The sequence below is a fragment of the Pseudomonas sp. GL-RE-26 genome (assembly GCF_019956275.1).
GTDB lineage: Bacteria > Pseudomonadota > Gammaproteobacteria > Pseudomonadales > Pseudomonadaceae > Aquipseudomonas > Aquipseudomonas grandcourensis.
On record NZ_JAHBDI010000017.1, the window covers coordinates 1 to 23,705 of the forward strand.

At 60.2% G+C, this 23,705-nt stretch carries 21 protein-coding genes; 12 read left to right on the forward strand and 9 right to left on the reverse strand.

Annotation, left to right across the window (positions count from 1 at the left end; genetic code table 11):
• Both KGB07_RS13145 and KGB07_RS13150 read right to left on the reverse strand, forming a co-directional pair.
• A partial coding sequence (locus KGB07_RS13145; RefSeq protein WP_223465573.1) for a TPM domain-containing protein occupies positions 1–657 on the reverse strand: 657 nt, incomplete at its 3' end.
• A 37-nt stretch (positions 658–694) separates the two neighbouring features.
• On the reverse strand, positions 695–1,300 hold the full coding sequence (locus KGB07_RS13150) for a LemA family protein (RefSeq protein WP_046041485.1): 606 nt from the start codon (positions 1,298–1,300) through the stop codon (positions 695–697).
• Positions 1,301–1,563: 263 nt separating this feature from the next.
• Here KGB07_RS13150 and bglX point away from each other — a divergent pair, with 263 nt between their 5' ends.
• Positions 1,564–3,855 (forward strand): beta-glucosidase BglX, encoded by a 2,292-nt coding sequence (gene bglX, locus KGB07_RS13155; protein ID WP_223465574.1) that lies wholly within the window; start codon positions 1,564–1,566, stop codon positions 3,853–3,855.
• A gap of 140 nt (positions 3,856–3,995) precedes the next feature.
• Here bglX and KGB07_RS13160 read toward each other — a convergent pair whose 3' ends face one another.
• The 5 genes from KGB07_RS13160 to KGB07_RS13180 form a co-directional block, all read right to left on the reverse strand.
• Positions 3,996–5,153: a phospholipase D-like domain-containing protein gene (locus KGB07_RS13160; RefSeq protein ID WP_223465575.1), complete on the reverse strand. Its 1,158-nt coding sequence runs from the start codon at positions 5,151–5,153 to the stop codon at positions 3,996–3,998.
• Position 5,154: 1 nt separating this feature from the next.
• Positions 5,155–5,745, reverse strand: a complete 591-nt coding sequence (locus KGB07_RS13165) for a YceI family protein (protein ID WP_046041480.1) — start codon at positions 5,743–5,745, stop codon at positions 5,155–5,157.
• Between the two features lie 255 nt (positions 5,746–6,000).
• Positions 6,001–6,324, reverse strand: coding sequence for an amidase (locus tag KGB07_RS13170; protein ID WP_223465576.1), 324 nt, complete (start codon positions 6,322–6,324; stop codon positions 6,001–6,003).
• On the reverse strand, positions 6,321–7,415 hold the full coding sequence (locus tag KGB07_RS13175) for a serine hydrolase domain-containing protein (protein ID WP_223465577.1): 1,095 nt from the start codon (positions 7,413–7,415) through the stop codon (positions 6,321–6,323). Before KGB07_RS13175 ends, KGB07_RS13170 begins: the two co-directional genes overlap by 4 nt.
• Positions 7,416–7,580: 165 nt before the next feature.
• Positions 7,581–8,468: an acyl-CoA dehydrogenase family protein gene (locus KGB07_RS13180; protein ID WP_046041476.1), complete on the reverse strand. Its 888-nt coding sequence runs from the start codon at positions 8,466–8,468 to the stop codon at positions 7,581–7,583.
• Between the two features lie 155 nt (positions 8,469–8,623).
• Here KGB07_RS13180 and olsB point away from each other — a divergent pair, with 155 nt between their 5' ends.
• Together olsB and KGB07_RS13190 are read left to right on the forward strand one after the other, a co-directional pair.
• Positions 8,624–9,379, forward strand: a complete 756-nt coding sequence (olsB, locus tag KGB07_RS13185; RefSeq protein WP_046041475.1) for an L-ornithine N(alpha)-acyltransferase — start codon at positions 8,624–8,626, stop codon at positions 9,377–9,379.
• On the forward strand, positions 9,379–10,170 hold the full coding sequence (locus tag KGB07_RS13190) for a lysophospholipid acyltransferase family protein (RefSeq protein WP_046041474.1): 792 nt from the start codon (positions 9,379–9,381) through the stop codon (positions 10,168–10,170). The genes olsB and KGB07_RS13190 overlap by 1 nt, the downstream gene beginning before the upstream one ends.
• Positions 10,171–10,229: 59 nt before the next feature.
• On the opposite strand, the gene KGB07_RS13195 is transcribed toward KGB07_RS13190, so the two are convergent.
• Complete coding sequence (locus tag KGB07_RS13195) at positions 10,230–10,808, reverse strand: ACP phosphodiesterase (protein WP_046041472.1); 579 nt, start codon at positions 10,806–10,808, stop codon at positions 10,230–10,232.
• 170 nt (positions 10,809–10,978) lie between these two features.
• Between KGB07_RS13195 and KGB07_RS13200 the strand changes: the two genes are divergently transcribed.
• The 5 genes from KGB07_RS13200 to KGB07_RS13220 all read left to right on the forward strand — a co-directional run bounded on the left by KGB07_RS13200 (position 10,979) and on the right by KGB07_RS13220 (position 14,939).
• On the forward strand, positions 10,979–11,281 hold the full coding sequence (locus tag KGB07_RS13200) for an ArsR/SmtB family transcription factor (protein ID WP_007983055.1): 303 nt from the start codon (positions 10,979–10,981) through the stop codon (positions 11,279–11,281).
• A gap of 94 nt (positions 11,282–11,375) precedes the next feature.
• Entirely contained in the window at positions 11,376–12,542 is a 1,167-nt protein-coding gene (locus KGB07_RS13205) for an MFS transporter (protein WP_046041469.1), read from the forward strand.
• Between the two features lie 30 nt (positions 12,543–12,572).
• The gene (locus KGB07_RS13210; protein WP_223465579.1) at positions 12,573–13,622 is read left to right on the forward strand and encodes an alkene reductase; all 1,050 of its coding nucleotides are present in this window, start codon (positions 12,573–12,575) and stop codon (positions 13,620–13,622) included.
• Between the two features lie 247 nt (positions 13,623–13,869).
• Positions 13,870–14,406: a hypothetical protein gene (locus tag KGB07_RS13215; protein ID WP_046041465.1), complete on the forward strand. Its 537-nt coding sequence runs from the start codon at positions 13,870–13,872 to the stop codon at positions 14,404–14,406.
• A 95-nt stretch (positions 14,407–14,501) separates the two neighbouring features.
• Positions 14,502–14,939: a hypothetical protein gene (locus KGB07_RS13220; RefSeq protein WP_221174490.1), complete on the forward strand. Its 438-nt coding sequence runs from the start codon at positions 14,502–14,504 to the stop codon at positions 14,937–14,939.
• A gap of 287 nt (positions 14,940–15,226) precedes the next feature.
• On the opposite strand, the gene emhR is transcribed toward KGB07_RS13220, so the two are convergent.
• Positions 15,227–15,859, reverse strand: a complete 633-nt coding sequence (emhR, locus tag KGB07_RS13225; protein WP_046041463.1) for an efflux system transcriptional repressor EmhR — start codon at positions 15,857–15,859, stop codon at positions 15,227–15,229.
• A gap of 265 nt (positions 15,860–16,124) precedes the next feature.
• Here emhR and KGB07_RS13230 point away from each other — a divergent pair, with 265 nt between their 5' ends.
• The 4 genes from KGB07_RS13230 to KGB07_RS13245 all read left to right on the forward strand — a co-directional run bounded on the left by KGB07_RS13230 (position 16,125) and on the right by KGB07_RS13245 (position 23,597).
• Entirely contained in the window at positions 16,125–17,282 is a 1,158-nt protein-coding gene (locus KGB07_RS13230) for an efflux RND transporter periplasmic adaptor subunit (protein WP_046041461.1), read from the forward strand.
• A gap of 3 nt (positions 17,283–17,285) precedes the next feature.
• Entirely contained in the window at positions 17,286–20,447 is a 3,162-nt protein-coding gene (gene emhB, locus KGB07_RS13235) for an efflux RND transporter permease subunit EmhB (protein ID WP_223465581.1), read from the forward strand.
• Positions 20,447–21,907, forward strand: coding sequence for an efflux RND transporter outer membrane subunit EmhC (gene emhC / locus KGB07_RS13240; protein WP_046041458.1), 1,461 nt, complete (start codon positions 20,447–20,449; stop codon positions 21,905–21,907). The genes emhB and emhC overlap by 1 nt, the downstream gene beginning before the upstream one ends.
• A 430-nt stretch (positions 21,908–22,337) precedes the next feature.
• A complete protein-coding gene (locus KGB07_RS13245) occupies positions 22,338–23,597 on the forward strand; it encodes an OprD family porin (RefSeq protein WP_223465583.1) in 1,260 nt (419 codons plus the stop codon).
• Positions 23,598–23,705: the final 108 nt, after the last annotated feature.

Below are 23,705 nucleotides of genomic sequence, written 5' to 3' on the forward strand. Positions count from 1 at the left end.
GCCCCCGGTTCCACCGGAGCCGCCCCGGCCAGCGGGAAGGATACCGAGCATCTGGCACACAAAAACAGTCAGGATGAACAACATCACCAAAAACACGAACAAACCGGGATGTCGCGCGATGAAATCGTCCCCCGGATCACCTCTGGATTCATACGCAGTGGAGGGTTCGTCCAGGGGGTTTCCGCCCAGCACCACCAGCATCGCCGCCACGCCGTCACTGATGCCTTTACTGAAATTGCCGGTCTTGAATGACGGGGTGATGACCTGGTTGATGATCACCGAACTCTGGGCGTCGGTCAGGCGATCCTCCAGACCGTAACCGACTTCGATACGCAGCCGGCGCTCGTCCCGGGCGATGATCAGCAAGGCACCATTGTTCTTGTCCTTCTGCCCGATGCCCCAATGGCGGCCGAGTTGGTAACCGAAGTCGGCGATGTCGGTGCCTTGCAAATCCGGCAAAGTCACGACCACAAGCTGCTCGCCCGTGGCTTGTTCATGGGCCTGAAGTTGTTGGCTGAGCTGCTGGCGCACCGATGGCTCGATCATCTGCGCATTGTCGACCACCCGCCCGGTCAGCGCCGGGAAGCTCAGCTCGGCCCGGGCAGCGATCGCCACCACCCACAACAACAGCAACAGGCCTGTTTTCAGGACGCGCATGGGCAACCTCTTGCGTGGTGACACCGATTACCGCTGTTCAGAATTTGACCTCGGGAGCCTTTTCCGAACCCGGCGTGGCTTCGAAGGTCTCGCGCATCGGCAGGTCGCTGTACATCACGGTGTGCCACAGGCGACCGGGGAACGTGCGGATCTCGGTGTTGTACTTCTGCACCGCGAGGATGAAATCGCGCCGGGCCACGCTGATGCGGTTCTCGGTGCCTTCAAGCTGCGACTGCAAGGCGAGGAAGTTCTGGTTGGCCTTGAGGTCCGGATAACGCTCGGAGACCACCATCAAACGGCTCAAGGCGCCGCTGAGCTGGTCCTGGGCTTGTTGGTACTGTTTGAGCTTTTCCGGGTTGTCGAGGGTCGAGGCATCCACCTGGATCGAAGTGGCCTTGGCCCGGGCCTCGATGACCGCCGTCAGTGTCTCTTCTTCATGTTTGGCATAGCCCTTGACGGTTTCCACCAGGTTGGGAATCAGGTCGGCGCGCCGCTGATACTGGTTCTGCACCTGGCCCCAGGCGGCCTTGGCCTGTTCGTCGAGGGTGGGGATGTTGTTGATGCCGCAGGCGGTCAGCAACGTGGCCAGCATCAGCAGCGTGACGACCTGCAAACGCGAGCGGTAGGTTGGACTTACATTCATCAGGATAACGCTCCCTTGTACATTTCATGAAAAAACCGACCGTGAAACCTTCTGGGCCGGCTCTTGGGGCATAATCGCCCGCGCCTCTGGATTGCAACGGGCCGATGGGCTAAAAAGAGGCCCTGCGCGAAAACGCATCCGCCATCTGGCTGTGGTTTTTTGGCTCTGGTCTTTTGAGCCGGCACCCGAACAACAATAGACGCTCCCTAAATTTTGGCTGGCCGGCGTGTACATCGCCGTTTGGGCCCTTGAGAAAACTATTCATGAAGAAGCTGTGTTTGCTGGGCCTGTTCGTCAGCCTGGCCAGTCATAACGTATTGGCCGCCACGACACCCGCACCCCTGGAGAACAAGGAAGCCTTCGTCAGCAACCTGATGAAGCAAATGACCCTCGATGAAAAAATCGGCCAGTTGCGCCTGATCAGCATCGGCCCGGAAATGCCACGCGAAATGATCCGCAAGGAAATCGCGGCCGGCAACATCGGCGGTACGTTCAACTCGATCACCCGCCCGGAAAACCGGCCGATGCAGGACGCGGCGATGCGCAGCCGCCTGAAGATCCCGATGTTCTTCGCCTACGACGTGATCCACGGCCACCGCACCATTTTCCCGATCCCGCTGGCCCTGGCCTCGAGCTGGGACATGGACGCCATCGGCCTGTCCGGGCGCATTGCCGCCAAGGAAGCCGCGGCTGACAGCCTCGACATCACCTTCGCGCCGATGGTCGACATCTCCCGCGACCCGCGCTGGGGCCGCACCTCCGAAGGCTTCGGCGAAGACACCTACCTGGTGTCGCGCATTGCCGGCGTGATGGTCAAGGCGTTCCAGGGCACGGGCGCGAACGCGGCCGACAGCATCATGGCCAGCGTCAAGCACTTTGCCCTGTACGGCGCGGTCGAGGGTGGCCGCGACTACAACGTGGTCGACATGAGCCCCGTCAAGATGTACCAGGACTACCTGCCGCCGTACCGGGCCGCCATCGATGCCGGCGCGGGCGGGGTCATGGTCGCGCTGAACTCGATCAACGGCGTGCCGGCCACCGCCAACACCTGGCTGATGAACGACCTGCTGCGCAAGGAATGGGGCTTCAAGGGCCTGGCGGTCAGCGACCACGGGGCGATTTTCGAACTGATCAAGCACGGTGTTGCCGCCGACGGTCGCGAAGCGGCGAAGCTGGCGATCAAGGCCGGCATCCACATGAGCATGAACGACACCCTGTACGGCAAAGAACTGCCAGGGCTGCTGAAGTCCGGCGAGATCCAGCAGAGCGACATCGACAACGCCGTGCGTGCGGTGCTGGGCGCCAAGTACGACATGGGCCTGTTCAAGGACCCGTACCTGCGCATCGGCAAGGCCGAGGATGATCCGGTCGACACCTACGCCGACAGCCGCCTGCACCGCGCCGAGGCCCGTGATGTGGCACGCCGCGGCCAGGTGCTGCTGAAAAACCGCAACGAAACCCTGCCCCTGAAGAAAACCGCGAAAATCGCCCTGGTCGGTCCACTGGCCAAGGCCCCCATCGACATGATGGGCAGTTGGGCTGCCGCCGGTAAGCCAGCGCAATCGGTGACCCTGTTCGAAGGCATGACCAACGCCCTGAGCGACAAATCGACACTGATCTACGCCCGTGGCGCCAACATCACCAGCGACCCGAAAATCCTCGGTTACCTGAACTTCCTCAACTTCGACGCCCCGGAAGTGGTGGATGACCCGCGCCCGGCGAACGTGCTGATCGACGAAGCGGTGAAAGCAGCCAAGGATGCTGATGTGGTGGTTGCCGCCGTCGGCGAATCCCGTGGCATGTCCCACGAATCGTCGAGCCGCACCGATCTGAACATCCCGGAAAACCAGCGCGAGCTGATCCGTGCCCTGAAAGCCACCGGCAAACCGCTGGTACTGGTGTTGATGAACGGCCGTCCACTGACGATCCTCGAAGAGAAGGAACAGGCCGACGCGATCCTGGAAACCTGGTTCACCGGCACCGAGGGCGGCAACGCTATCGCCGACGTGCTGTTCGGCGACTACAACCCGTCGGGCAAACTGCCGATCAGCATCCCGCGTTCGGTAGGCCAGATTCCGACCTACTACAACCACCTGACCATTGGCCGGCCGTTCACCCCGGGCAAACCGGGCAACTACACCTCGCAGTACTTCGATGACACCACCGGTCCCTTGTACCCGTTCGGTTACGGCCTGAGCTACACCGACTTCAGCCTGAGCGACATGGCCCTGTCGTCGACCACGCTGAACAAGACCGGCAAGCTCGACGCCAGCGTCACGGTGAAAAACACCGGCAAGCGCGACGGCGAAACCGTGGTGCAGATGTACATCCAGGACGTGGCCGGCTCGATGATCCGCCCGATCAAGGAACTGAAGAACTTCCAGAAAGTAATGGTCAAGGCTGGCGAGCAGAAAGTCGTGCACTTCACCATCACCGAGGACGACCTGAAGTTCTACAACACCCAGCTCAAGTACGCGGCGGAACCGGGCAAGTTCAACGTGCAGATTGGCCTGGATTCAGAGGACGTGACGCAGCAGAGTTTTGAGTTGCTGTAATCCCGTTACACCGCAATAACCTGTAGGAGCGAGCCTGCTCGCGATGAGGGCATAACATTCAACATCATTGTTGACTGTCAGGCCGCCATCGCGAGCAGGCTCGCTCCTACAGTGGTTTCAGGGTGTTTGAAAGCTTGGGCTCAACCCCGTCGATCCAGCAGATTCACCACCACCCGATCCACCCATCCCCACACCCGTTGCTTGACCCGTTTCCACAGCGGTCGACGCTGCCATTCCTCCAGACTGACTTGCTCACTCAACCCGAAGTCCCGTTCGAAACTCGCCGCCACCGACCGGGTCAATCCGGGGTCCAGGGCTTCCAGGTTGGCCTCCAGGTTGAAGCGCAGGTTCCAGTGATCGAAATTGCACGAGCCGATGCTCACCCATTCATCGACCAGGACCATTTTCAGGTGCAGGAAACACGGCTGGTACTCGAAAATCTTCACCCCGGCCTTGAGCAGTCGCGGGTAATAGCGATGCCCGGCATAGCGCACGGATGGGTGATCGGTACGGGGTCCGGTCAACAGCAACCGCACATCGACACCCCGGGCAGCCGCCCGGCGCAGGGAACGGCGGACTTTCCAGGTCGGCAGAAAGTACGGCGTGGCCAGCCAGATCCGTCGCTGACCGCTGTTCAGGGCACGCACCAGCGATTGCAGAATGTCCCGGTGTTGACGGGCGTCGGCATACGCCACCCGGCCCATGCCCTCGCCTATCGACGGCACCCGTGGCAGGCGCGGCAGACCGAAATGCGAGGCCGGTCGCCAGGCCCGTCGATGGCGGTTGGCAATCCACTGACGATCGAACAGCAGTTGCCAGTCGAGCACCAGCGGACCGGTGATTTCCACCATCACTTCATGCCATTCGCTGACGTCTTCCCCCGGGGTCCAGAATTCATCAGTGACACCGGTGCCGCCGACCACGGCCAGGCTCTGGTCCACCAGTAACAGCTTGCGGTGATCGCGGTAGAAGTTGCCGACCCAACGGCGCCAGCTCAGGCGATTGTAAAAACGCAGTTCCACGCCGGCGGACATCAGCCGCTGACGCAAGGTCAGGGTGAAAGCGAGGCTGCCGTAATCATCGAACAGACAGCGCACTCGCACACCGCGCTCGGCGGCCTGCACCAAGGCCTGGACCATGGCTTCGGCGCAGGCACCCGCCTCCACCAGATACAGCTCCAGTTCGACCTGTTCTTCAGCCCGGGCAATCGCCACCAGCATGCGCGGGAAAAACTGCGGACCGTCGACCAGCAGTTCGTAATGGTTGCCTTCACGCCAGGGAAAAATCGCTCCGGCCATGTCAGCGTGCCGTGAATATCAGTACCGCACTCACCGGTACTGAAAGACTGATCGCCGACAGACCGGCCATTTTGCGCAACGCCTCCAACCCTGGAGCCAAATCGAAATCCTCGGCATTGATCACCAGCGGTTCGAGGGTCACCACCTGAAAGCGCCGGTCATCGAGCCGGGTCGCCAGCAGTTCGGCCTGGTACTGGTGTTGTTTGCCGTGCAAGTCGACCGTCAGCGGCAGGCGCAACTCCAGCTGTGCGCCGGGAGCGAGATCGTTGATCGGGCGCAGATCGATTTTCGTGGTGATCAAGGCGTCGGAAAACCGGTCGATCTGGAACAGTTCCTTGCGCATGCGCTCATCGCGCAACGGTATTCCGCTGTTGATCGACTCCAGCTCGATTTCCACCTGCGCCAGCCCCTCGGGGTCGACCTTGCCGTGCAGAACCAGGAAGCGTTGCACTTCGCAGACATTGGCATTCTTGGAGCTGACAAACGACAGGCGCGAAGACTCGCCGTCGAGGTACCAGTCGGCGCGGGCCGACAATGCGGCACCCGTCAGCAGCAGAAAAACGAGGAATCGGAGGGCGGAGCGCTTGAACATAGAGACTCGTAAGGCAGAGAAACCTGTGCTGAACCTTAACTGGCCTTCAGCGCATTGCAAGCCGTCTATTACTCCAAACCTGCCTTTGTGGCGAGGGGGCTTGCCCCCGTTCGACTGCGTAGCAGTCGCAAAACCTGTCATTGCGGTTTGCCTGATGGAACCTGTTGCATGGTTTTGGGGGGCCGCTTCGCGACCCAACGGGGGCAAGCCCCCTCGCCACAAAAGCCTTGTCCTCACCCACGAATCTATTCGTGTTCAAGGCTGCAAGCGACAGCCCTGGCGCTCGCCGATCCACACCGCGCTGTTGCTGCGGCCCATGCCGCTGACCGTGACACGTTTGCCGGCCGGGTCTTCGGCAAAGCCGCTGGCGGGCAGCCACTGTTTCACATAACCGTGGCAGTACTCGGCGTCGTTGTTCATCACGTAGCGGCACGAACAGTATTCCTTGGCGGTGTAGGCGCTGATGATGTCGGGGAACGCCCACAGCGCCACCCGCTCGTGCCAGATCCAGCCAAGCAAGGCAATCAGCAGGATCAGCAACAGGGAACTGACCGCTCGACGGCGTATGAAACCGCTCATGGCTGCACCTTCCCGGCAAAGGCCTTGAGCGCGAACTGGAGCAATTGGTTGTGCCGGTAACTGCCGTCACGGTCATCGCCGTAACGGACGATCACCAGCTGCTCACTGGGGATCACGTACATTGCCTGGCCCCAATGGCCCAACGCGGCGAAGGTGTCGGCGGGGGCATCGGGCCAGGGTCGTGCCGCGCCCTCAACGGCTCGATTGAGCCACCACTGGCCGCCGGGGACGGCATCGTCTTGATGGGCGTGATAGTGAGCGAACGGCTCGCGGTTGAACGCCACCCAGTCCTTGGGTAGCAGTTGCTTGTCTGCCCAGCGCCCCTCGCGGGCCATCAACAGACCAACTCGCGCCAGGTCCCGTGCCGTGAGGTAGGCATAGGACGAAGCAACGAAAGTGCCTGTGCCATCGGTTTCCCACACGGCATGACGAATGCCCAGCGGTTCGAACAGTGCAGTCCACGGATAGTCCGGATAGCGGCCGGGGCCGACGATGGTTTTCAATGCGGCGGACAACAGGTTGCTGTCACCGCTGGAGTAGCGAAACGCCTGACCCGGCGCCGCGTATGAATCATGGGATGCGGTGAACGCGGCCATGTCGTGGTGACCTCGGGTGTAGAGCATGGCCACCACCGAAGACTTCAGCGGTGCGTATTCGTAGTCTTCCTGCCAGTCCAGGCCCGAGGCCCAGTGCAGCAGGTCAGCCATGGTCATGTCGGGGTATTTTTGCAGGGGCGGATAAAGCTTTGCCACAGGCTCGCCGAGCTTGAACAAGCCTTCACCGTAAGCCACACCGAGGACCGTGGCCATCAGGCTCTTGCTGATCGACCAGGTCAGGTGCGGCGTCTCGGCCGTCGTCGGGCCGGCGTAACGTTCGTAGATCAACTGGCCGTCGCGGATCACCAGCAAGGCGTCGGTGCGAATGCCCTGGCGAGTAGTGTCATCGCGGGATGGGAAGGCGTAGGCCTCCAGGGCTTGAAGCGCCGGGCCGGTTGGCGTCGGGGCGGTTGGCCATTGCTCGGCGGGCCAGTTTTCAGCCTGGGCCGTGAGGCTGAGCAACAACAGGAAAATCAGGGACAAGCCTTTGGGCATGACGGGGGCTCGGAGATTGAACCTGCTGAGCCTAGTCGAGGTTGATGACAATTCAGAAGTTCATGTTGCCAAACAGGCCGCCATCGCGAGCAAGCTCGCTCCCACAATGGATCTTTGGTGTGAGCGAGATCCCTGTGGGAGCGAGCCTGCTCGCGAAGAGGCCAGTCAGTGCAGCGAAGATTCCGCCATTGCCTTGGCCAACCGCTTGCCCCGAGCCCCAGCCGCCAAATCCATCACCACCTGATCCCGCTGCCACATCGCCGCCCACTCCGATGGCCCCTCGGCGAGTGCTTCATTCACCTCAGCCTTGAGCCCTTCGAACTGCGCAAACAACCCGCCAAGCAACACATGCCCGGCCGGATGGGTCGGTGGCTGGCGGCTGGTTTCCGCGCACCCCGCCAGTAACCCCAGCAACCGCAATTGCAAGCCTTGTGGCCAATCGCATTCCTGGCCGACGCCATACAACCACGCCGTCATCGCACTCAGCACATAGATGTCTTCCAGCGTGCGGAACGGTTTGACGTACGCATCCCAACCATCCCCTGCGAGCAACTCGCACAGCGCGTTATCCAGAAACAAGCTGCCATGGCTGATGTCCGGCATCAACGGGATCGGCGCCAGCTTTTCCACCTGCACACCCGGTTCATCGCGATAGATCACCGCCAGGCTCAAGCGTGGATCGACGCCGGGCTCCTCGCTGCGCGCAGCCACCAGCAGCCAGTCGGCGGCATTACCGGCGGTGACGAAATCCTTGCGTCCGCTCAAGCGCAAACCGCTCAGTCGGGTTTGCATGTCGGCCGGGCGCAGGCTGCGCTGTTCGGTGGCGCACAGCGCGCCCAGACTCAGGGGCGCGCTCGGCCAGAGCATGCGCAAGGCCGCCTGATACCCCACCAGAAACGCCAGCCCCGGCGTCGCCATCAACCGCCCGCCAAGCACCGCCAATTCAAACGGCGTGACCGTGCCCAACTGCTGCAACAAGGTCGCGAAACCTTCGGCCAGATCCGGATTGGCGGGCAAGCGATCACGGCGGTTCAACAGGGTTTGCCAGGGCATAAGAGGCTCCTCGAGGGCTGTCATATAAGCATCACCAAAGCTTAATGGCGATGACACCGGGGCTACATAGCCTGACTTTGCACAACACGGCTAGACAAAGAAAGTCGATTCGCTGTAGCCCAAAGACGGGTGAGCAGCCCGCACGGAGATTCACCATGACTCAGATCGCCCGCATCAGCGACACCGGCAACGAACGCCGCCTGCAAGCCGAACGCCTGGTGGGCGCCGAGGCATTGCAGGAGGCCCAGGCCTTGCGCTTCAACGTGTTCAGCGGTGAGTTCAACGCCAAGCTGAAAGGCGCGGAACTGGGTCTGGACATGGATGACTACGACGTTCACTGCGCCCACATCGGCGTGCGTGACTTGAATACCGGCCGTCTGGTGGCGACCACCCGTTTGCTCGACCACACGGCTGCCAGCAGCCTGGGCAAATTCTACAGCGAAGAAGAATTCAGCCTCCACGGCCTTGTGCACCTGCAAGGCCCGATCCTGGAAATCGGTCGCACCTGCGTCGACCCGGCCTACCGCAATGGCGGCACCATCGCCGTGCTCTGGGGCGAATTGGCCGAAGTCCTGAACCAGGGCGGCTACAGCTACCTGATGGGTTGCGCGAGCATTCCGATGCAGGATGGCGGCGTGCAGGCCCACGCGATCATGCAGCGTCTGCGCGAACGCTACCTGTGCACCGAACACCTGCGCGCCGAGCCGAAAAACCCGCTGCCGAGCCTGGCCATCCCGTCGAACGTGATCGCCGAAATGCCACCGCTGCTCAAGGCCTACATGCGTCTGGGCGCGAAGATCTGCGGCGAACCATGCTGGGACGAAGACTTCCAGGTTGCCGACGTGTTCATCCTGCTCAAGCGCGACGAACTCTGCCCGCGCTACGCCAAACACTTCAAGGCGGCTGTGTAATGAGCCGGTTGCGGGTGTACGCGCGAATCGCGCGAGTGCTGTTGGTAGTGACGCTGGGCTTGGGCATGGCCAGCGTGTTCGGGGTGTTCGAGCGCCTGGGCATGGCCCATTCGATGGCGCGTCGTCAGCGCTGGTCGCGGTTTTTCATGGCCCGCCTGAGCAACGCCCTGCCCTTCGACGTGACCGTCCACGGTGAGCTGCCGAAGACCCCGATGCTCTGGGTCAGCAACCACGTGTCCTGGACCGACATCCCGCTGCTGGGGATGCTCACGCCGCTGTCGTTTTTGTCCAAGGCCGAAGTGCGCACCTGGCCGGTGGCCGGCTGGTTGGCGGCCAAGGCCGGCAGCCTGTTTATCCGCCGTGGCTCGGGTGACAGCCAGTTGATCCGCAAGCAGATGACCCGTCACCTGGAACAGGCACACCCTCTGCTGATGTTCCCGGAAGGCACCACCACCGATGGCCGCTCGCTGCGCACCTTCCACGGCCGCCTGCTGTCCGCCGCCATCGATTCCGAAGTGGCAATGCAGCCGGTGGCGATTCGTTATCTGCGTGACGGCCAGCCTTGTGCGCTGGCGCCGTTCATTGGCGACGATGATCTGCTCTCGCACTTGATGCGTCTGTTCGCCAATGACCGTGGCGGCGTGGAGATTCACCTGCTCAAGCCAATCGAGTGCGAAGGTCGGGAACGTGCGGCGCTGGCGTTCGAGGCACAGCAGGCGGTGCAGAAGGTGTTGTTCGGGACTGTTGTTGAACCTCAGCGCGCACCGATGCGCCCTGCCATTGCGGCTTGATTCAATTTCAGACTGAAGACGAACCTGTGGGAGCGGGCTTGCTCGCTCCCACAGAGGTTTTATGGTGTTGGATAGTTCCGGGCAAAATCCTGCAGCTGCGGATAGAACAACCGAAAGTCCTCGCTCAACGGTTCATACAAGCGCCGCAACTCCTGCATCGCCGCCGCCAGCTCTTCCGGCCTGCTCAGGCGCCGCGAGATCCCGCGCAACACTTGCTCCAACACCTCGAATTCCTGATACGACCCCAACCAGTCATTGGCCACCATGTGCGGCGCAATCTTCGCCAGCCGCTCCGGCAGTTGTCGCTCGCTGGACAGCACGCGGTACACGTCTGAAGTGAACAACTCCAGCGGCCGGTCGGCGTACAGCGTCCAGTCACGAGCCAGGCAATGGTCGAAAAACACGTCGAGCACGATCCCCGCGTAGCGACGACGGGTCAGGGAGAAACGTGACAGCGCGACGTCCACCAGCGGATGGCGATCGGTGAACACGTCGATGCTGCGGTGCAACTGGATAGCCCTCTCGATTTCCGGAGCGAACTGCCCTTGCAGCCGTCCCTTGACGAAATCGCCGTACAGACTGCCGAGCAACTGGCCGGGACGCTGGCCACCGAGGTGAAGATGTGCGAGATAGTTCATGGGCGCAGCTTAGCACTGCCCCCTTGTTTTGTTACACTCACCATATCGTTATAACTCGATATACCGAAATATGAGCTGGTCAGAGCCAAATCATATTTGTATATCGCGAAATACCGATTTAAAGTTCGCCTCATCGCGATATAGCGTTTTAAACATCACGAGCCCACATCATGACCATCAATCTCGACGAAATAATAAAAGCCCTGGCACACCCAGTACGACGAGAAATCCTGCACTGGCTCAAGGACCCGACCGTCGAATTTCCCGACCAGTCCCACAGTAACGAGCACGGCGTTTGCGCCGGGCAGATCGATCAACGCTGCGGCCTGTCGCAGTCCACGGTGTCCGCACACCTGGCGACCCTGCAACGCGCCGGCCTGATCAGCAGCCGCAAAGTCGGCCAGTGGCATTTTTTCAAACGCAACGAGGAAACCATTCAGGAGTTCCTCAAAACCTTCAGTAAAGAGCTCTGACCCTGTGGGGGCGTTCTCAATTGGTTTTCACACAGCGCCGGGAAAACCAAATGAGAACGCCCCCCACGTCAGCCAGCCGACAAGGAATTAAACAATGCCCCTCTCGCTACTCATCCTGGCCTTGAGCGCCTTCGCCATCGGCACCACCGAGTTCGTCATCATGGGCCTGCTGCCCAACGTGGCAGCTGACCTCGGTGTATCGATTCCCGGTGCCGGCTGGCTGGTGACCGGTTACGCCCTGGGCGTGGCCATCGGCGCGCCGTTCATGGCGCTGGCCACCGCCAAACTGCCGCGCAAGGCAGCCCTGGTGGCGTTGATGGGCATTTTCATTGTCGGCAACCTGCTTTGCGCAGTGGCCGGCGACTACAACGTGCTGATGTTCGCCCGTGTGGTCACCGCCCTGTGCCATGGCGCCTTCTTCGGTATCGGTTCAGTGGTAGCCGCCGGCCTGGTGCCTGCGAACAAACGCGCTTCGGCCGTGGCCCTGATGTTCACCGGCCTGACCCTGGCCAACGTCCTCGGCGTACCGCTGGGCACCGCCCTCGGCCAGGAGGCCGGCTGGCGTTCGACATTCTGGGCCGTGACCGTGATCGGTGTGATCGCACTGATCGGTCTGATCCGCTTCCTGCCGGCCAAGCGCGATGAAGAAAAACTCGACATGCGCGCCGAACTGGCCGCACTCAAGGGCGGCGGCATCTGGCTGTCCCTGAGCATGACCGCGCTGTTCGCCGCCTCGGTGTTCACCCTGTTCACCTACGTCGCGCCGCTGCTCGGCGAAGTCACCGGCGTCTCGCCCCGTGGCGTGACCTGGACATTGATGCTCATCGGCCTGGGCCTGACCGTCGGCAACATCATCGGCGGCAAGCTGGCCGACAAAGGCATGGCAGCGACGCTGATCGGCGTGTTCATCACCATGGCCGTGGTGTCCACCGTGCTGACCTGGACCAGCGTCGCGCTGATCCCGACCGAAATCACCCTGTTCCTCTGGGCCACCGCGTGCTTCGCCGCCGTGCCTGCGTTGCAAGTGAACGTGGTGACCTTCGGCAAGGCCGCACCGAACCTGGTGTCGACCCTGAACATCGGCGCTTTCAACATCGGCAACGCCTTGGGTGCCTGGGTCGGCGGCAGTGTGATCGCCCACGGCTTCGGCCTGACCAGCGTGCCGCTCGCGGCAGCCGTACTGGCGGTACTCGCCCTGCTGGTGACCCTGATTACTTTCCGTCAGAGCGGCAATCCCGATCTGGCCCCTGCTACCAACTGATCAACCATTACCTCACGAGGGTTGCATTAAATGACGACTATTTTCGATCCGATCAAACTGGGCGACCTCGAGTTGGCCAACCGCATCATCATGGCGCCGCTGACCCGCTGCCGCGCCGATGAAGGTCGCGTGCCCAACGCGCTGATGGCCGAGTACTACGTGCAACGCGCCTCCGCCGGGCTGATCCTCAGCGAGGCCACTTCGGTCACGCCGATGGGTGTTGGCTACCCGGACACCCCGGGCATCTGGTCCAACGATCAGGTGCGTGGCTGGTCCAACGTGACCAAGGCTATCCACGGCGCGGGCGGCAAGATCTTCCTGCAGTTGTGGCACGTGGGTCGCATTTCCCACGGTTTGTACCTGAACGATGAAACCCCGGTCGCCCCGAGCGCCATCCAGCCAAAGGGCCACGTCAGCCTGGTGCGTCCGTTGGCCGACTTCCCTGTGCCACGCGCCCTGGAAACCGCTGAAATCGCCGACATCGTCGACGCTTACCGCGTCGGTGCCGAAAACGCCAAGGCTGCCGGTTTCGACGGTGTGGAAATCCATGCCGCCAACGGTTACCTGCTCGACCAGTTCCTGCAAAGCAGCACCAACCAGCGCACCGACAACTACGGCGGCTCCCTGGAAAACCGTGCCCGCCTGCTGCTGGAAGTGACTGACGCGGCCATCGAAATCTGGGGTGCCGGCCTTGTGGGCGTGCACCTGTCGCCACGCGCCGACTTGCATGACATGGGTGACGACAACCTGACCGAAACCTTCACCTACGTCGCTCGCGAACTGGGCAAGCGTGGCATCGCCTTCATCTGCTCGCGCGAGAAAGAAGGTGCCGACAGCCTCGGTCCACAACTCAAGGAAGCCTTCGGCGGCCCCTACATTGCCAACGAGCGCTTCACCAAGGACAGCGCCAACGCGTTGCTCGCCAGTGGCAAGGCCGATGCAGTCGCCTTCGGCGTACCTTTCATTGCCAACCCTGACCTGCCGGCACGTTTGCAGGCTGACGCGCCGCTGAACGAAGCGCGTCCGGAACTGTTCTACGCCAAGGGCCCGGTCGGTTACATCGACTACCCGACGCTGTAATTAACACCTGCTTGTTTCAAAGGCCTCCGCGCTCTTGCGCCGAGGCCTTTTTTTTCCGTAAAAATCAAACAATACAATTTCTACTAAAAAACCCACCCCACCGCGCCCCTCCATCAAGCACTCTGCCCACATCAAGCAAGATAAGTTAACAACTCACTTCAGTCCGCTTATTGAATAACCGCCCCTCACGAACAACAATGACTTAAACCCATTGACACCCAAGCACTACTTAAATGGAATTAAGCCAATGCCTTCACTCGCAAAACACATAAAGCCTACTCTAACCGGGCTAACACTCGCCCTCATAACAAGCAGCTCCAGCTTTGCTTCAAATGAAAAGCAAAAGCCACTCATTCAATCCAAAGACCCGGACACAACGACTATTCACTACCACTTTAAAAACCTCACAAACAGCACAATGAAGCTTTCAAAGCCTACAAAAAAACAAAGCAACTCCTCCTACCCCATCAGTGAGTTCGATGTCCCCGCCAAGGGCCGATATGAGTATGCAGCTGACTTTCCGAATTTCTTCAGTTCTATTGCTTTCGGCAAAGCGACCGAGCTGACAGAAACATTTGCCTACGTTTCGGGAAACAAGGAATGCCTATACACGGCGTCCATTGAAGTCAGACTGGAAAAACAAGGAGACGACGCCGAACGAGTGCCCCACTGGTCGGGCAATGGCAAATCAACGGGAACTGAAGCGGCTGACTGTTCAACTGAAATTCTCGAAGTGCAAAACAGTTACCCAAATAGTATGAGCATTGAGTTCACCATGGAATAACCCCCCGCACCTCCCATCTACGAGCAACCAAAATGCACACTTACAAGTTGTCAATACTTGCAATGCTTTTATTTTACTCAATCAATGCAAACAGCATGACCGACACCGTCATCACCCTCAAACTGTCGAACAACACTTTCGGCACGTTAAAACTGAAGAGCATTTCGGGCTTGGAAGTTCCGCTGAATGGTCCCTTGATAACGTTTAATGTCGGGCCAGGCACCAAAGAAATCCTCGACATACCCTATTCCAGACCTTTTACACTCGACAAAACAGGCTGGCAACCTCGCAGGCAAAAAGTTGAACCTGTCAGTCTCGACCTGGTATATGAAGTGCACGGTTATCGATGCCGACTGAAAACCCGGATGGCGGCTCCAGTTGGTTACGGCGTTTTAGAGCCTGACTACAAACCTGACTGGAAGGCAACAGTCGAACCATCAGGAAATGGCCAGTACAAATGCAACGCGACAATCTCAAAAAAGATGACAAGGCCACCCTTCAGCTACACGGTTAACTTTAGTATCAGTAAATAGACATCGTAATAAATCGGAGGGGAACGTCCCGGCCTCTGCGCCACGCCCTCCGACCGCCCTCCACCCCGGTATCAGTTCACAAACTGATGTCCGCACGGTGAAAAAAACGGGCGACTACCATTCGCTCACAGTCTCGACACAAATTCCCTACAAATTACTGAGCTTGCTACCTGTCAACGTGCCGAGTGTAAGTATATAAAAGCACCCCATTGTCGAAGGGCGCGTGAAGAACTGTTCATCTTCGGCTTCAACGGTTGACACAGAAGACGTCGATTACGCATTTTGCTTTATTTGCGCAGGCTGGGGCTGAAGCGCAACAGATCCAGCCCGGTATCGACCCAACGCTCGGCTTCGGTGTGCAATTCAAAACTGGCGGGGGCCAGCAACCACTGATACAGGATGCCATCAATATAAGCATGCAGGCTGATCGCGGCGCGGGCAGTGTCGAGATTTTCCGGCAACTGGCCACGATTCACGGCATTACTCAGGGCCAGGCCGATCCGCACATTGCATTCGAGGCTGGCTGATACCCGTTGTTGGCGCAGGTCGCACATTTCATCGGTGAATTCGCACTTATGAAAAAGAATCTCATTGATGCGTCGGGTTTTCGGGTCCAGCGCAATTTGATGAAACAAATGAATCAACAGCTTGCGCATGCAGCCCAGGGGATCGAGTTCGTCTTCGCTCTCGCTGGCCTTGGCCATTTCTTCCAGGGGCTCATGCAGGGTGTCGAGCATGGCCTGCACCAGATCCGCCTTGTTGCTGAAATGCCAGTAGATGGCCCCTCGAGTGACGCCGGCCAGGGTCGCGATGTCCGCCAGGGTCGTGCGCGCCACGCCTCGCTCGAAAAAGGCCTTTTCGGCCGCCACGAGAATTTGCGCGCGGGTTTCCTGAGCTTCCTCTTTGGTACGACGGACCATGGCAGTACAACCTCAATCAGGGTGCTTCAGCGATGCCTGAACATCGGCTGAATAAAAGTGGGGCGAACGTTCTGGGGGTTCGTCCCCGGCCTACAATTCCAACCTTTCAACGGCTTGTGTAACGGCGTGAGTACACAGCCTGGGTATTTACAAACAGCCATGTACGTAAGTATATTCCTTAGTAAGCTACTTATCTACTCGGCAAACATTTTTCAACCTTCCACCTTTCTAGTGCGCACCTTGCGCGCCTGACCCGAGGATTTTCATGCAATTCAAGCCAGCTGTTACCGCTCTGGTCGCCGCCGTCGCCCTGGCATCGCTACTCAGCGGATGCAAAAAGGAAGAGGCAGCACCGGCCGCCCCACCGCCTCAGGTCGGCGTCGTGACTCTGCAACCGCAAGCTTTCACCCTGACATCCGATCTGCCCGGCCGTACCAGTGCGTTCCGCATTGCCGAAGTCCGCCCGCAGGTCAACGGCATCATTCTCAAGCGCCTGTTCAAGGAAGGCAGCGACGTCAAGGCCGGCCAACAGCTCTATCAGATCGACCCGTCGATCTATGAAGCAACGCTCGCCAGCGCCGAAGCCAACCTGCGTTCGACCAAGTCGATTTCCGACCGCTACAAGCAACTGGTCGATGAGCAGGCTGTGAGCCGTCAGGAATACGACACCGCCGTGGCCAACCGCCTGCAATCGGAAGCCTCGCTGCAAACCGCACAGATCAACGTGCGCTACACCAAGGTCTATGCCCCGCTGACCGGCCGCATCGGCCGCTCCTCGGTGACCGAAGGCGCGCTGGTGAGCAATGCTCAGGTCGACGCGATGGCGGTAATCCAGCAAATCGACCCGATCTACGTCGACGTGACGCAGTCCTCGGTCGAGCTGTTGCAACTGCGCCGTGAGCTGGAAAGCGGTCGCCTGCAAAAGGCTGGCGATAACGCCGCCTCGGTCAAGCTGACCCTCGAAGACGGCAGCGAATACAAGCTGGACGGCAAGCTGGAATTCTCCGAAATCTCGGTTGACCAGACCACCGGTTCCGTCACCCTGCGTGCCATTTTCCCGAACCCTGACCACACCCTTCTGCCAGGCATGTTCGTGCACGCCAAGTTGCTGGCCGGTGTGAACAGCGCGGCGATCCTGGCCCCGCAACAAGGCGTGACCCGCGACCTCAAGGGGACGCCAACCGCACTGGTTGTCGGCCCGGACAACAAGGTCGAACTGCGTCAACTCAAGGCCAACCGCACCGTCGGCAATCAATGGCTGATCGAAGACGGCCTGAAGGCTGGCGATCGCCTGATCACCGAAGGTCTGCAATTCGTCAAACCTGGCGTCGAAGTCAAGGCCAGTGAAGCGACCAACGTAGCCGTAACGAACCCGGCCCCCGCCCAGGCAGCTGATAAAGCCTCTGGCGGCAAAGGGGAGTAAACCATGTCGAAATTTTTTATCGACCGTCCGATTTTCGCCTGGGTAATTGCCCTGGTGATCATGTTGGTCGGGGCACTATCGATCCTCCGGTTGCCGATCAACCAGTACCCGAGCATTGCGCCTCCAGCGATCGCCATCTCCGTGGCCTACCCGGGTGCTTCGGCACAAACGGTTCAGGACACCGTGGTTCAGGTGATCGAGCAACAGCTCAACGGTATCGACAACCTGCGTTATGTCTCGTCGGAAAGTAACTCCGACGGCACCATGACCATTACCGCGACCTTCGAGCAAGGCACCAACTCCGACACCGCGCAGGTTCAGGTCCAGAACAAGCTGAACCTGGCCACCCCGCTGCTGCCGCAAGAAGTGCAGCAACAGGGTATCCGCGTCACCAAGGCGGTGAAGAACTTCCTGTTGGTGATCGGCGTGGTGTCGCGTGACGGCAGCATGACCAAGGACGACCTGTCCAACTACATCGTGTCGAACATGCAGGACCCGATCTCGCGGACCGCCGGTGTCGGTGACTTCCAGGTGTTCGGTTCCCAGTACGCCATGCGTATCTGGCTCGACCCGGCCAAGTTGAACAACTTCAACCTGACCCCGATCGACGTCAAGACCGCTATCGCCGCGCAAAACGTCCAGATATCGTCCGGCCAGCTCGGCGGCCTGCCTGCCCTGCCCGGCACCCAGCTGAACGCGACCATCATCGGCAAAACCCGCCTGCAGACCGCGGAGCAATTCGACAAGATCCTGCTCAAGGTCAACAAGGACGGTTCCCAGGTTCGCCTCAAGGATGTCGCCGAAGTCGGTCTGGGTGGTGAGAACTACAGCATCAACGCCCAGTTCAACGGCGCCCCGGCTTCCGGCCTGGCGGTGAAACTGGCTACAGGTGCCAACGCGCTCGATACCGCCAAGGCTTTGCGCACGACCATCGACAGCCTCAAACCCTTCTTCCCGCAAGGGATGGAAGTGGTGTTCCCGTACGACACCACGCCGGTAGTAACGGAATCGATCAGGGGCGTGGTTCACACCCTGGTCGAAGCGGTCGCGCTGGTGTTCCTGGTGATGTTCCTGTTCCTGCAGAACTTCCGTGCCACCATCATCACCACGATGACCGTGCCGGTAGTATTGCTGGGTACATTCGGGATCCTCGCGGCAGCCGGTTTCAGCATCAACACCCTGACCATGTTCGGTATGGTGCTGGCCATCGGTTTGCTGGTCGACGACGCCATCGTCGTGGTGGAAAACGTCGAACGGGTGATGAGCGAAGAAGGCCTGTCACCCAAGGAAGCCACCAAGAAATCCATGGGCCAGATCCAGGGCGCACTGGTGGGTATCGCCTTGGTGTTGTCGGCGGTGCTGCTGCCCATGGCGTTCTTCAGCGGTTCCACCGGTGTGATCTACAAGCAGTTCTCGATCACCATCGTCTCGGCCATGGCCCTGTCGGTACTGGTTGCACTGATCTTCACCCCGGCGCTCTGCGCCACCATGCTCAAGCCGATCCGGAAAGGCGAGCACGGCACCCCGAAACGCGGTTTCTTTGGCTGGTTCAACCGCAATTTCGACCGCGGCGTACGCAGCTACGAGCGCGGCGTGGGCAACATGCTCGCGCACAAGGCCCCGTACCTGCTGGCCTACCTGATCATCGTCGTCGGTATGATCTGGCTATTCACCCGCATTCCAACGGCGTTCCTGCCGGAAGAAGACCAAGGTGTACTGTTCGCCCAGGTGCAGACGCCTGCCGGCTCCACGGCCCAGCGCACCCAGGTGGTCGTCGACGAAATGCGTGAATTCCTGCTGCGCCCTGGCAAGGATGGCGGCGAAGGCGATGCGGTGAACTCGGTGTTTACCGTGACCGGCTTCAACTTCGCCGGCCGTGGCCAGAGCTCGGGTATGGCGTTCATCATGCTGCGTCCGTGGGACGAACGTAACGCCGACAACAACGTGTTCAAGGTGGCGGCCCGTGCCCAGCAGCACTTCTTCACCTTCCGCGATGCCATGGTGTTCGCTTTCGCACCACCGGCGGTACTGGAACTGGGTAACGCCACCGGTTTCGACGTGTTCCTGCAGGACCGCGCCGGTATCGGCCACGAAAAACTGATGCAAGCGCGCAACCAGTTCCTCGGCATGGCCGCACAAAGCAAGATTCTGACCCAGGTGCGTCCGAACGGCCTGAACGACGAACCGCAATACCAGCTGGAAATCGATGACGAGAAGGCCAGTGCCCTGGGCATTACCATCGCCGACATCAACAACACCCTGTCGATTGCCCTGGGCAGTAGCTACGTCAACGACTTCATCGACCGTGGTCGGGTGAAGAAGGTATACGTGCAAGGCCAGCCAGGCGCTCGCATGGGCCCTGAAGACCTGCAGAAGTGGTACGTGCGCAACGCCACCGGCACCATGGTTCCGTTCTCGGCGTTCGCCAAGGGCGAGTGGATTTACGGTTCACCGAAACTGGCCCGTTACAACGGCGTGGAAGCGATGGAAATCCTCGGTGCCCCGGCGCCAGGCTATTCCACCGGTGAAGCCATGCTCGAAGTAGAAGCCATTGCCAAGAAACTGCCGGCGGGCGTCGGCATTTCCTGGACCGGTCTGTCGTACGAAGAGCGTCTGTCCGGTTCGCAAGCACCGGCGCTGTACGCCCTGTCGCTGCTGATGGTGTTCCTGTGTCTGGCGGCGTTGTATGAAAGCTGGTCGATTCCGATCGCGGTGATGTTGGTGGTGCCGCTGGGGATCATCGGTGCACTGATGGCCACCAGCCTTCGCGGTTTGTCCAACGACGTGTACTTCCAGGTAGGTTTGTTGACGACTATCGGTCTGGCGGCGAAAAACGCCATTCTGATTGTCGAATTTGCCAAGGAACTACACGAACAAGGGCGTAGCCTGCGCGATGCGGCAATTGAAGCCTGCCGCATGCGTCTGCGACCGATCATCATGACCTCGCTCGCCTTCGTCCTCGGTGTGGTACCACTGGCGATATCCACGGGCGCAGGTTCCGGTAGCCAGCATGCAATCGGTACCGGCGTGATCGGCGGTATGATCACGGCGACTGTGCTGGCGATCTTCTGGGTCCCGCTGTTCTTCGTCACCGTGTCGTCCATAGGCCAGCGCAAAATCGCCGACCAGGATGACGCTACTGAAACTCCTAAAGAGGCTGGCTAATGAGCAAGTCGCTACTCTCCCTGGCAGTCGCCGCCTTCGTCCTCGGTGGCTGCTCGCTGATACCTGATTATCAGCAGCCCGAAGCGCCGGTGGCGGGCCAGTACCCGCAGGGCCTGGCGTACTCGCCGGCCCAGGCACCGGCGCAAGCGGCTGCCGAGCAGGGCTGGAAGCAGTTTTTCCATGACCCGGCGCTGCAACAGCTGATCCAGGTGGCCCTGGAAAACAACCGTGACCTGCGTGTCGCGGCCCTGAACATCGACGCATTTGCGGCTCAATACCGCATCTCCCGTGCCGATCTGTTCCCGGCCGTCTCGGCCAACGGCACAGGCAGCCGTCAGCGCGTTCCGACTGACGCTTCGCAGACCGGTCAAGCCGGCATCACCAGTTCCTACTCGGCAACGGTGGGTGTCAGCGCCTATGAACTCGACCTGTTTGGCCGGGTTCGCAGCCTGAACGAAGAGGCGCTGCAGAAGTACTTCGCCACTGAAGAAGGCCGCCGCAGCACGCAGATCAGCCTGGTGGCCAGTGTGGCCAATGCCTACCTGACCTGGCAGGCCGACAAGGAACTGTACAAGCTGACCCAGGACACCCTGGCCGCCTTCGAGGAGAGCTACAAGCTCACCGCCCGCAGCAACGAAGTCGGCGTCGCCTCGGCCCTGGACCTGGCACAGTCGCGCACCTCGGTGGAAAACGCCCGTGCGCAACTGGCCAAGTACACCCGTCAGGTCGCCCAGGACGAGAACATCCTGGTGCTGCTGCTCGGCACCGGCGTCCCGGCCAACCTGCAAGCGGCCAAACCGCTTGACGACGACCTGCTGAGCGACGTTCCGCCCGGCCTGCCGTCGGACCTGCTGCATCGTCGTCCGGACATCCTTCAGGCCGAGTACAACCTGAAGGCCGCCAACGCCAACATCGGCGCGGCGCGGGCTGCGTTCTTCCCGAGCATCAGCCTGACGGCCAATGCCGGGACCTTGAGCCCGGACCTGTCCGGTCTGTTCAAGGGTGGTTCGGGCACGTGGCTGTTCCAGCCGCAGATCAACCTGCCGATCTTCAACGCCGGCGCCTTGAGCGCCAGCCTGGATTACTCGAAAATCCAGAAAGACATCGGCGTGGCGAACTACGAGAAGTCCATTCAAACGGCCTTCCAGGAAGTCGCCGACGGCCTGGCCGCCCGCCAGACCTATGTCCAGCAGTTGCAGGCACAGAAAGATTTCGTCAGTGCCAACCAGGAGTACTACCGCCTGGCCGAGCGTCGTTACCGTATCGGTGTCGACAGCAACCTGACCTTCCTCGATGCCCAGCGTCAGCTGTTCAGTGCGCAGCAAGTGTTGATCACTGACCGTCTGGCGCAGCTGGTCAGCCAGGTCAACCTGTACAAGGCCCTGGGTGGTGGCTGGAACGAACAGACCGCGAAGAACGAGCCGTTGAAAGAAGAAGCGCCGAAGATGAAGTACTTCTGATAGCGCAGTGAAAACACGAAGCCCACCGATTGGTGGGCTTTTTGTTGGCTGCCTGAAAAGTTGTCTCGTCAGTTATGGCCCCATGGAGAGCAGGCTCGCTCCCACAGGTAACCGATTTCCTGCAGATAGAATGCAGTCGAATGTGGGAGCGAGCCTGCTCGCGATGAGGCCAGTGCTGACACCATAAAACACTGCGTCATGTTGCGTTCGATAATCGCCCAAAACCCGCTTTTTACGATTGAACCATCCAGTACATTCCCCGCACCATCCGAACCACAAAACCAATAACAACAGGTTCGACACCATGCCCCCGCGCCCCGCCCTCTCCGGCTGACCCGCTTCGTTTTGTGCTGATTTCGAATACTCGTCTGCAACCCCGGGTTGCGGCATCACCTCGCTTCATCCCCAAGAATTAGAGAGACCCGAGCTCATGACGTCTTCCACCGCGCAGTACTTCGTTCCCAGCCTGATCGCCTTGGCCCTGGCCAGCGCGGCCCTGCCCGCCTACGCCGAGGAGTCGGGTTTTGTCGAAGGGGCCAAGGTCAACCTGAACCTGCGCAACTTCTACATCAACCGCAACTTCACCAACCCGACCAAGGCCCAGGGCAAGGCAGAAGAATGGACGCAGAGTTTCATCCTCGACGCCAAGTCCGGTTTCACCCAAGGCACCGTCGGGTTCGGCATGGATGTGCTCGGTTTGTATTCGGTGAAGCTCGACGGCGGCAAAGGCACAGGCGGTACGCAACTGCTGCCGCTGGATCATGACGGTCGCCCGGCAGACAACTTTGGCCGCACCAACGTGGCGTTCAAGGCCAAGCTGTCGCAGACCGAAGTCAAAGTCGGCGAGTGGATGCCGGTGCTGCCAATCCTGCGTTCGGACGACGGTCGTTCGCTGCCGCAAACCTTCCGGGGCGGCCAGATCACGTCGAAGGAAATCAATGGCCTGACGCTCTACGGCGGCCAGTTCCGCCAGAACAGCCCACGGGACGACAGCAGCATGAACGACATGTCGATGACCGGCAAAGCCGCGTTCACCTCCGACCGTTTCAACTTCCAGGGCGGCGAGTACGTGTTCAACGACAAGCGCACCCAGGTCGGCCTGTGGAATGCCGAGCTCAAGGACATCTACAGCCAGCAATTCATCAATCTGATCCACAGCCAACCGCTTGGCGACTGGACCCTGGGCGCCAACCTGGGCTTCTTCTACGGCAAGGATGACGGCAGCGCCCGGGCCGGCGAGCTGGACAACAAGACAATGTATGGCCTGTTTTCGGCCAAGTACGGCGGCAACACGTTCTACGTCGGCCTGCAAAAACTAACTGGCGACAACGCCTGGATGCGGGTCAACGGCACCAGCGGCGGGACACTGGCCAACGACAGCTACAACTCCAGCTACGACAATGCCCAGGAGAAATCCTGGCAAGTGCGCCACGACTACAATTTCGCCGCCGTGGGCGTACCGGGCCTGACCCTGATGAACCGCTACATCAGCGGTGACAATGTGCACACCGGCACTATCACCGACGGCAAGGAATGGGGACGCGAAAGTGAACTGGGCTACACCGTGCAAAGCGGTGCGCTGAAGGACCTGAACCTGAAATGGCGCAACTCGACCATCCGCCGCGACTACAGCAACAACGAGTTCGATGAGAACCGCGTGATCATCAGCTATCCGATCAGCCTGCTGTAAACACAAAACAAATGTGGGAGCGAGCTTGCTCGCGATGAGGTCGTAACATTCAACATCTACATTGACTGTTACACCGCCATCGCGAGCAAGCTCGCTCCCACAGGTTGT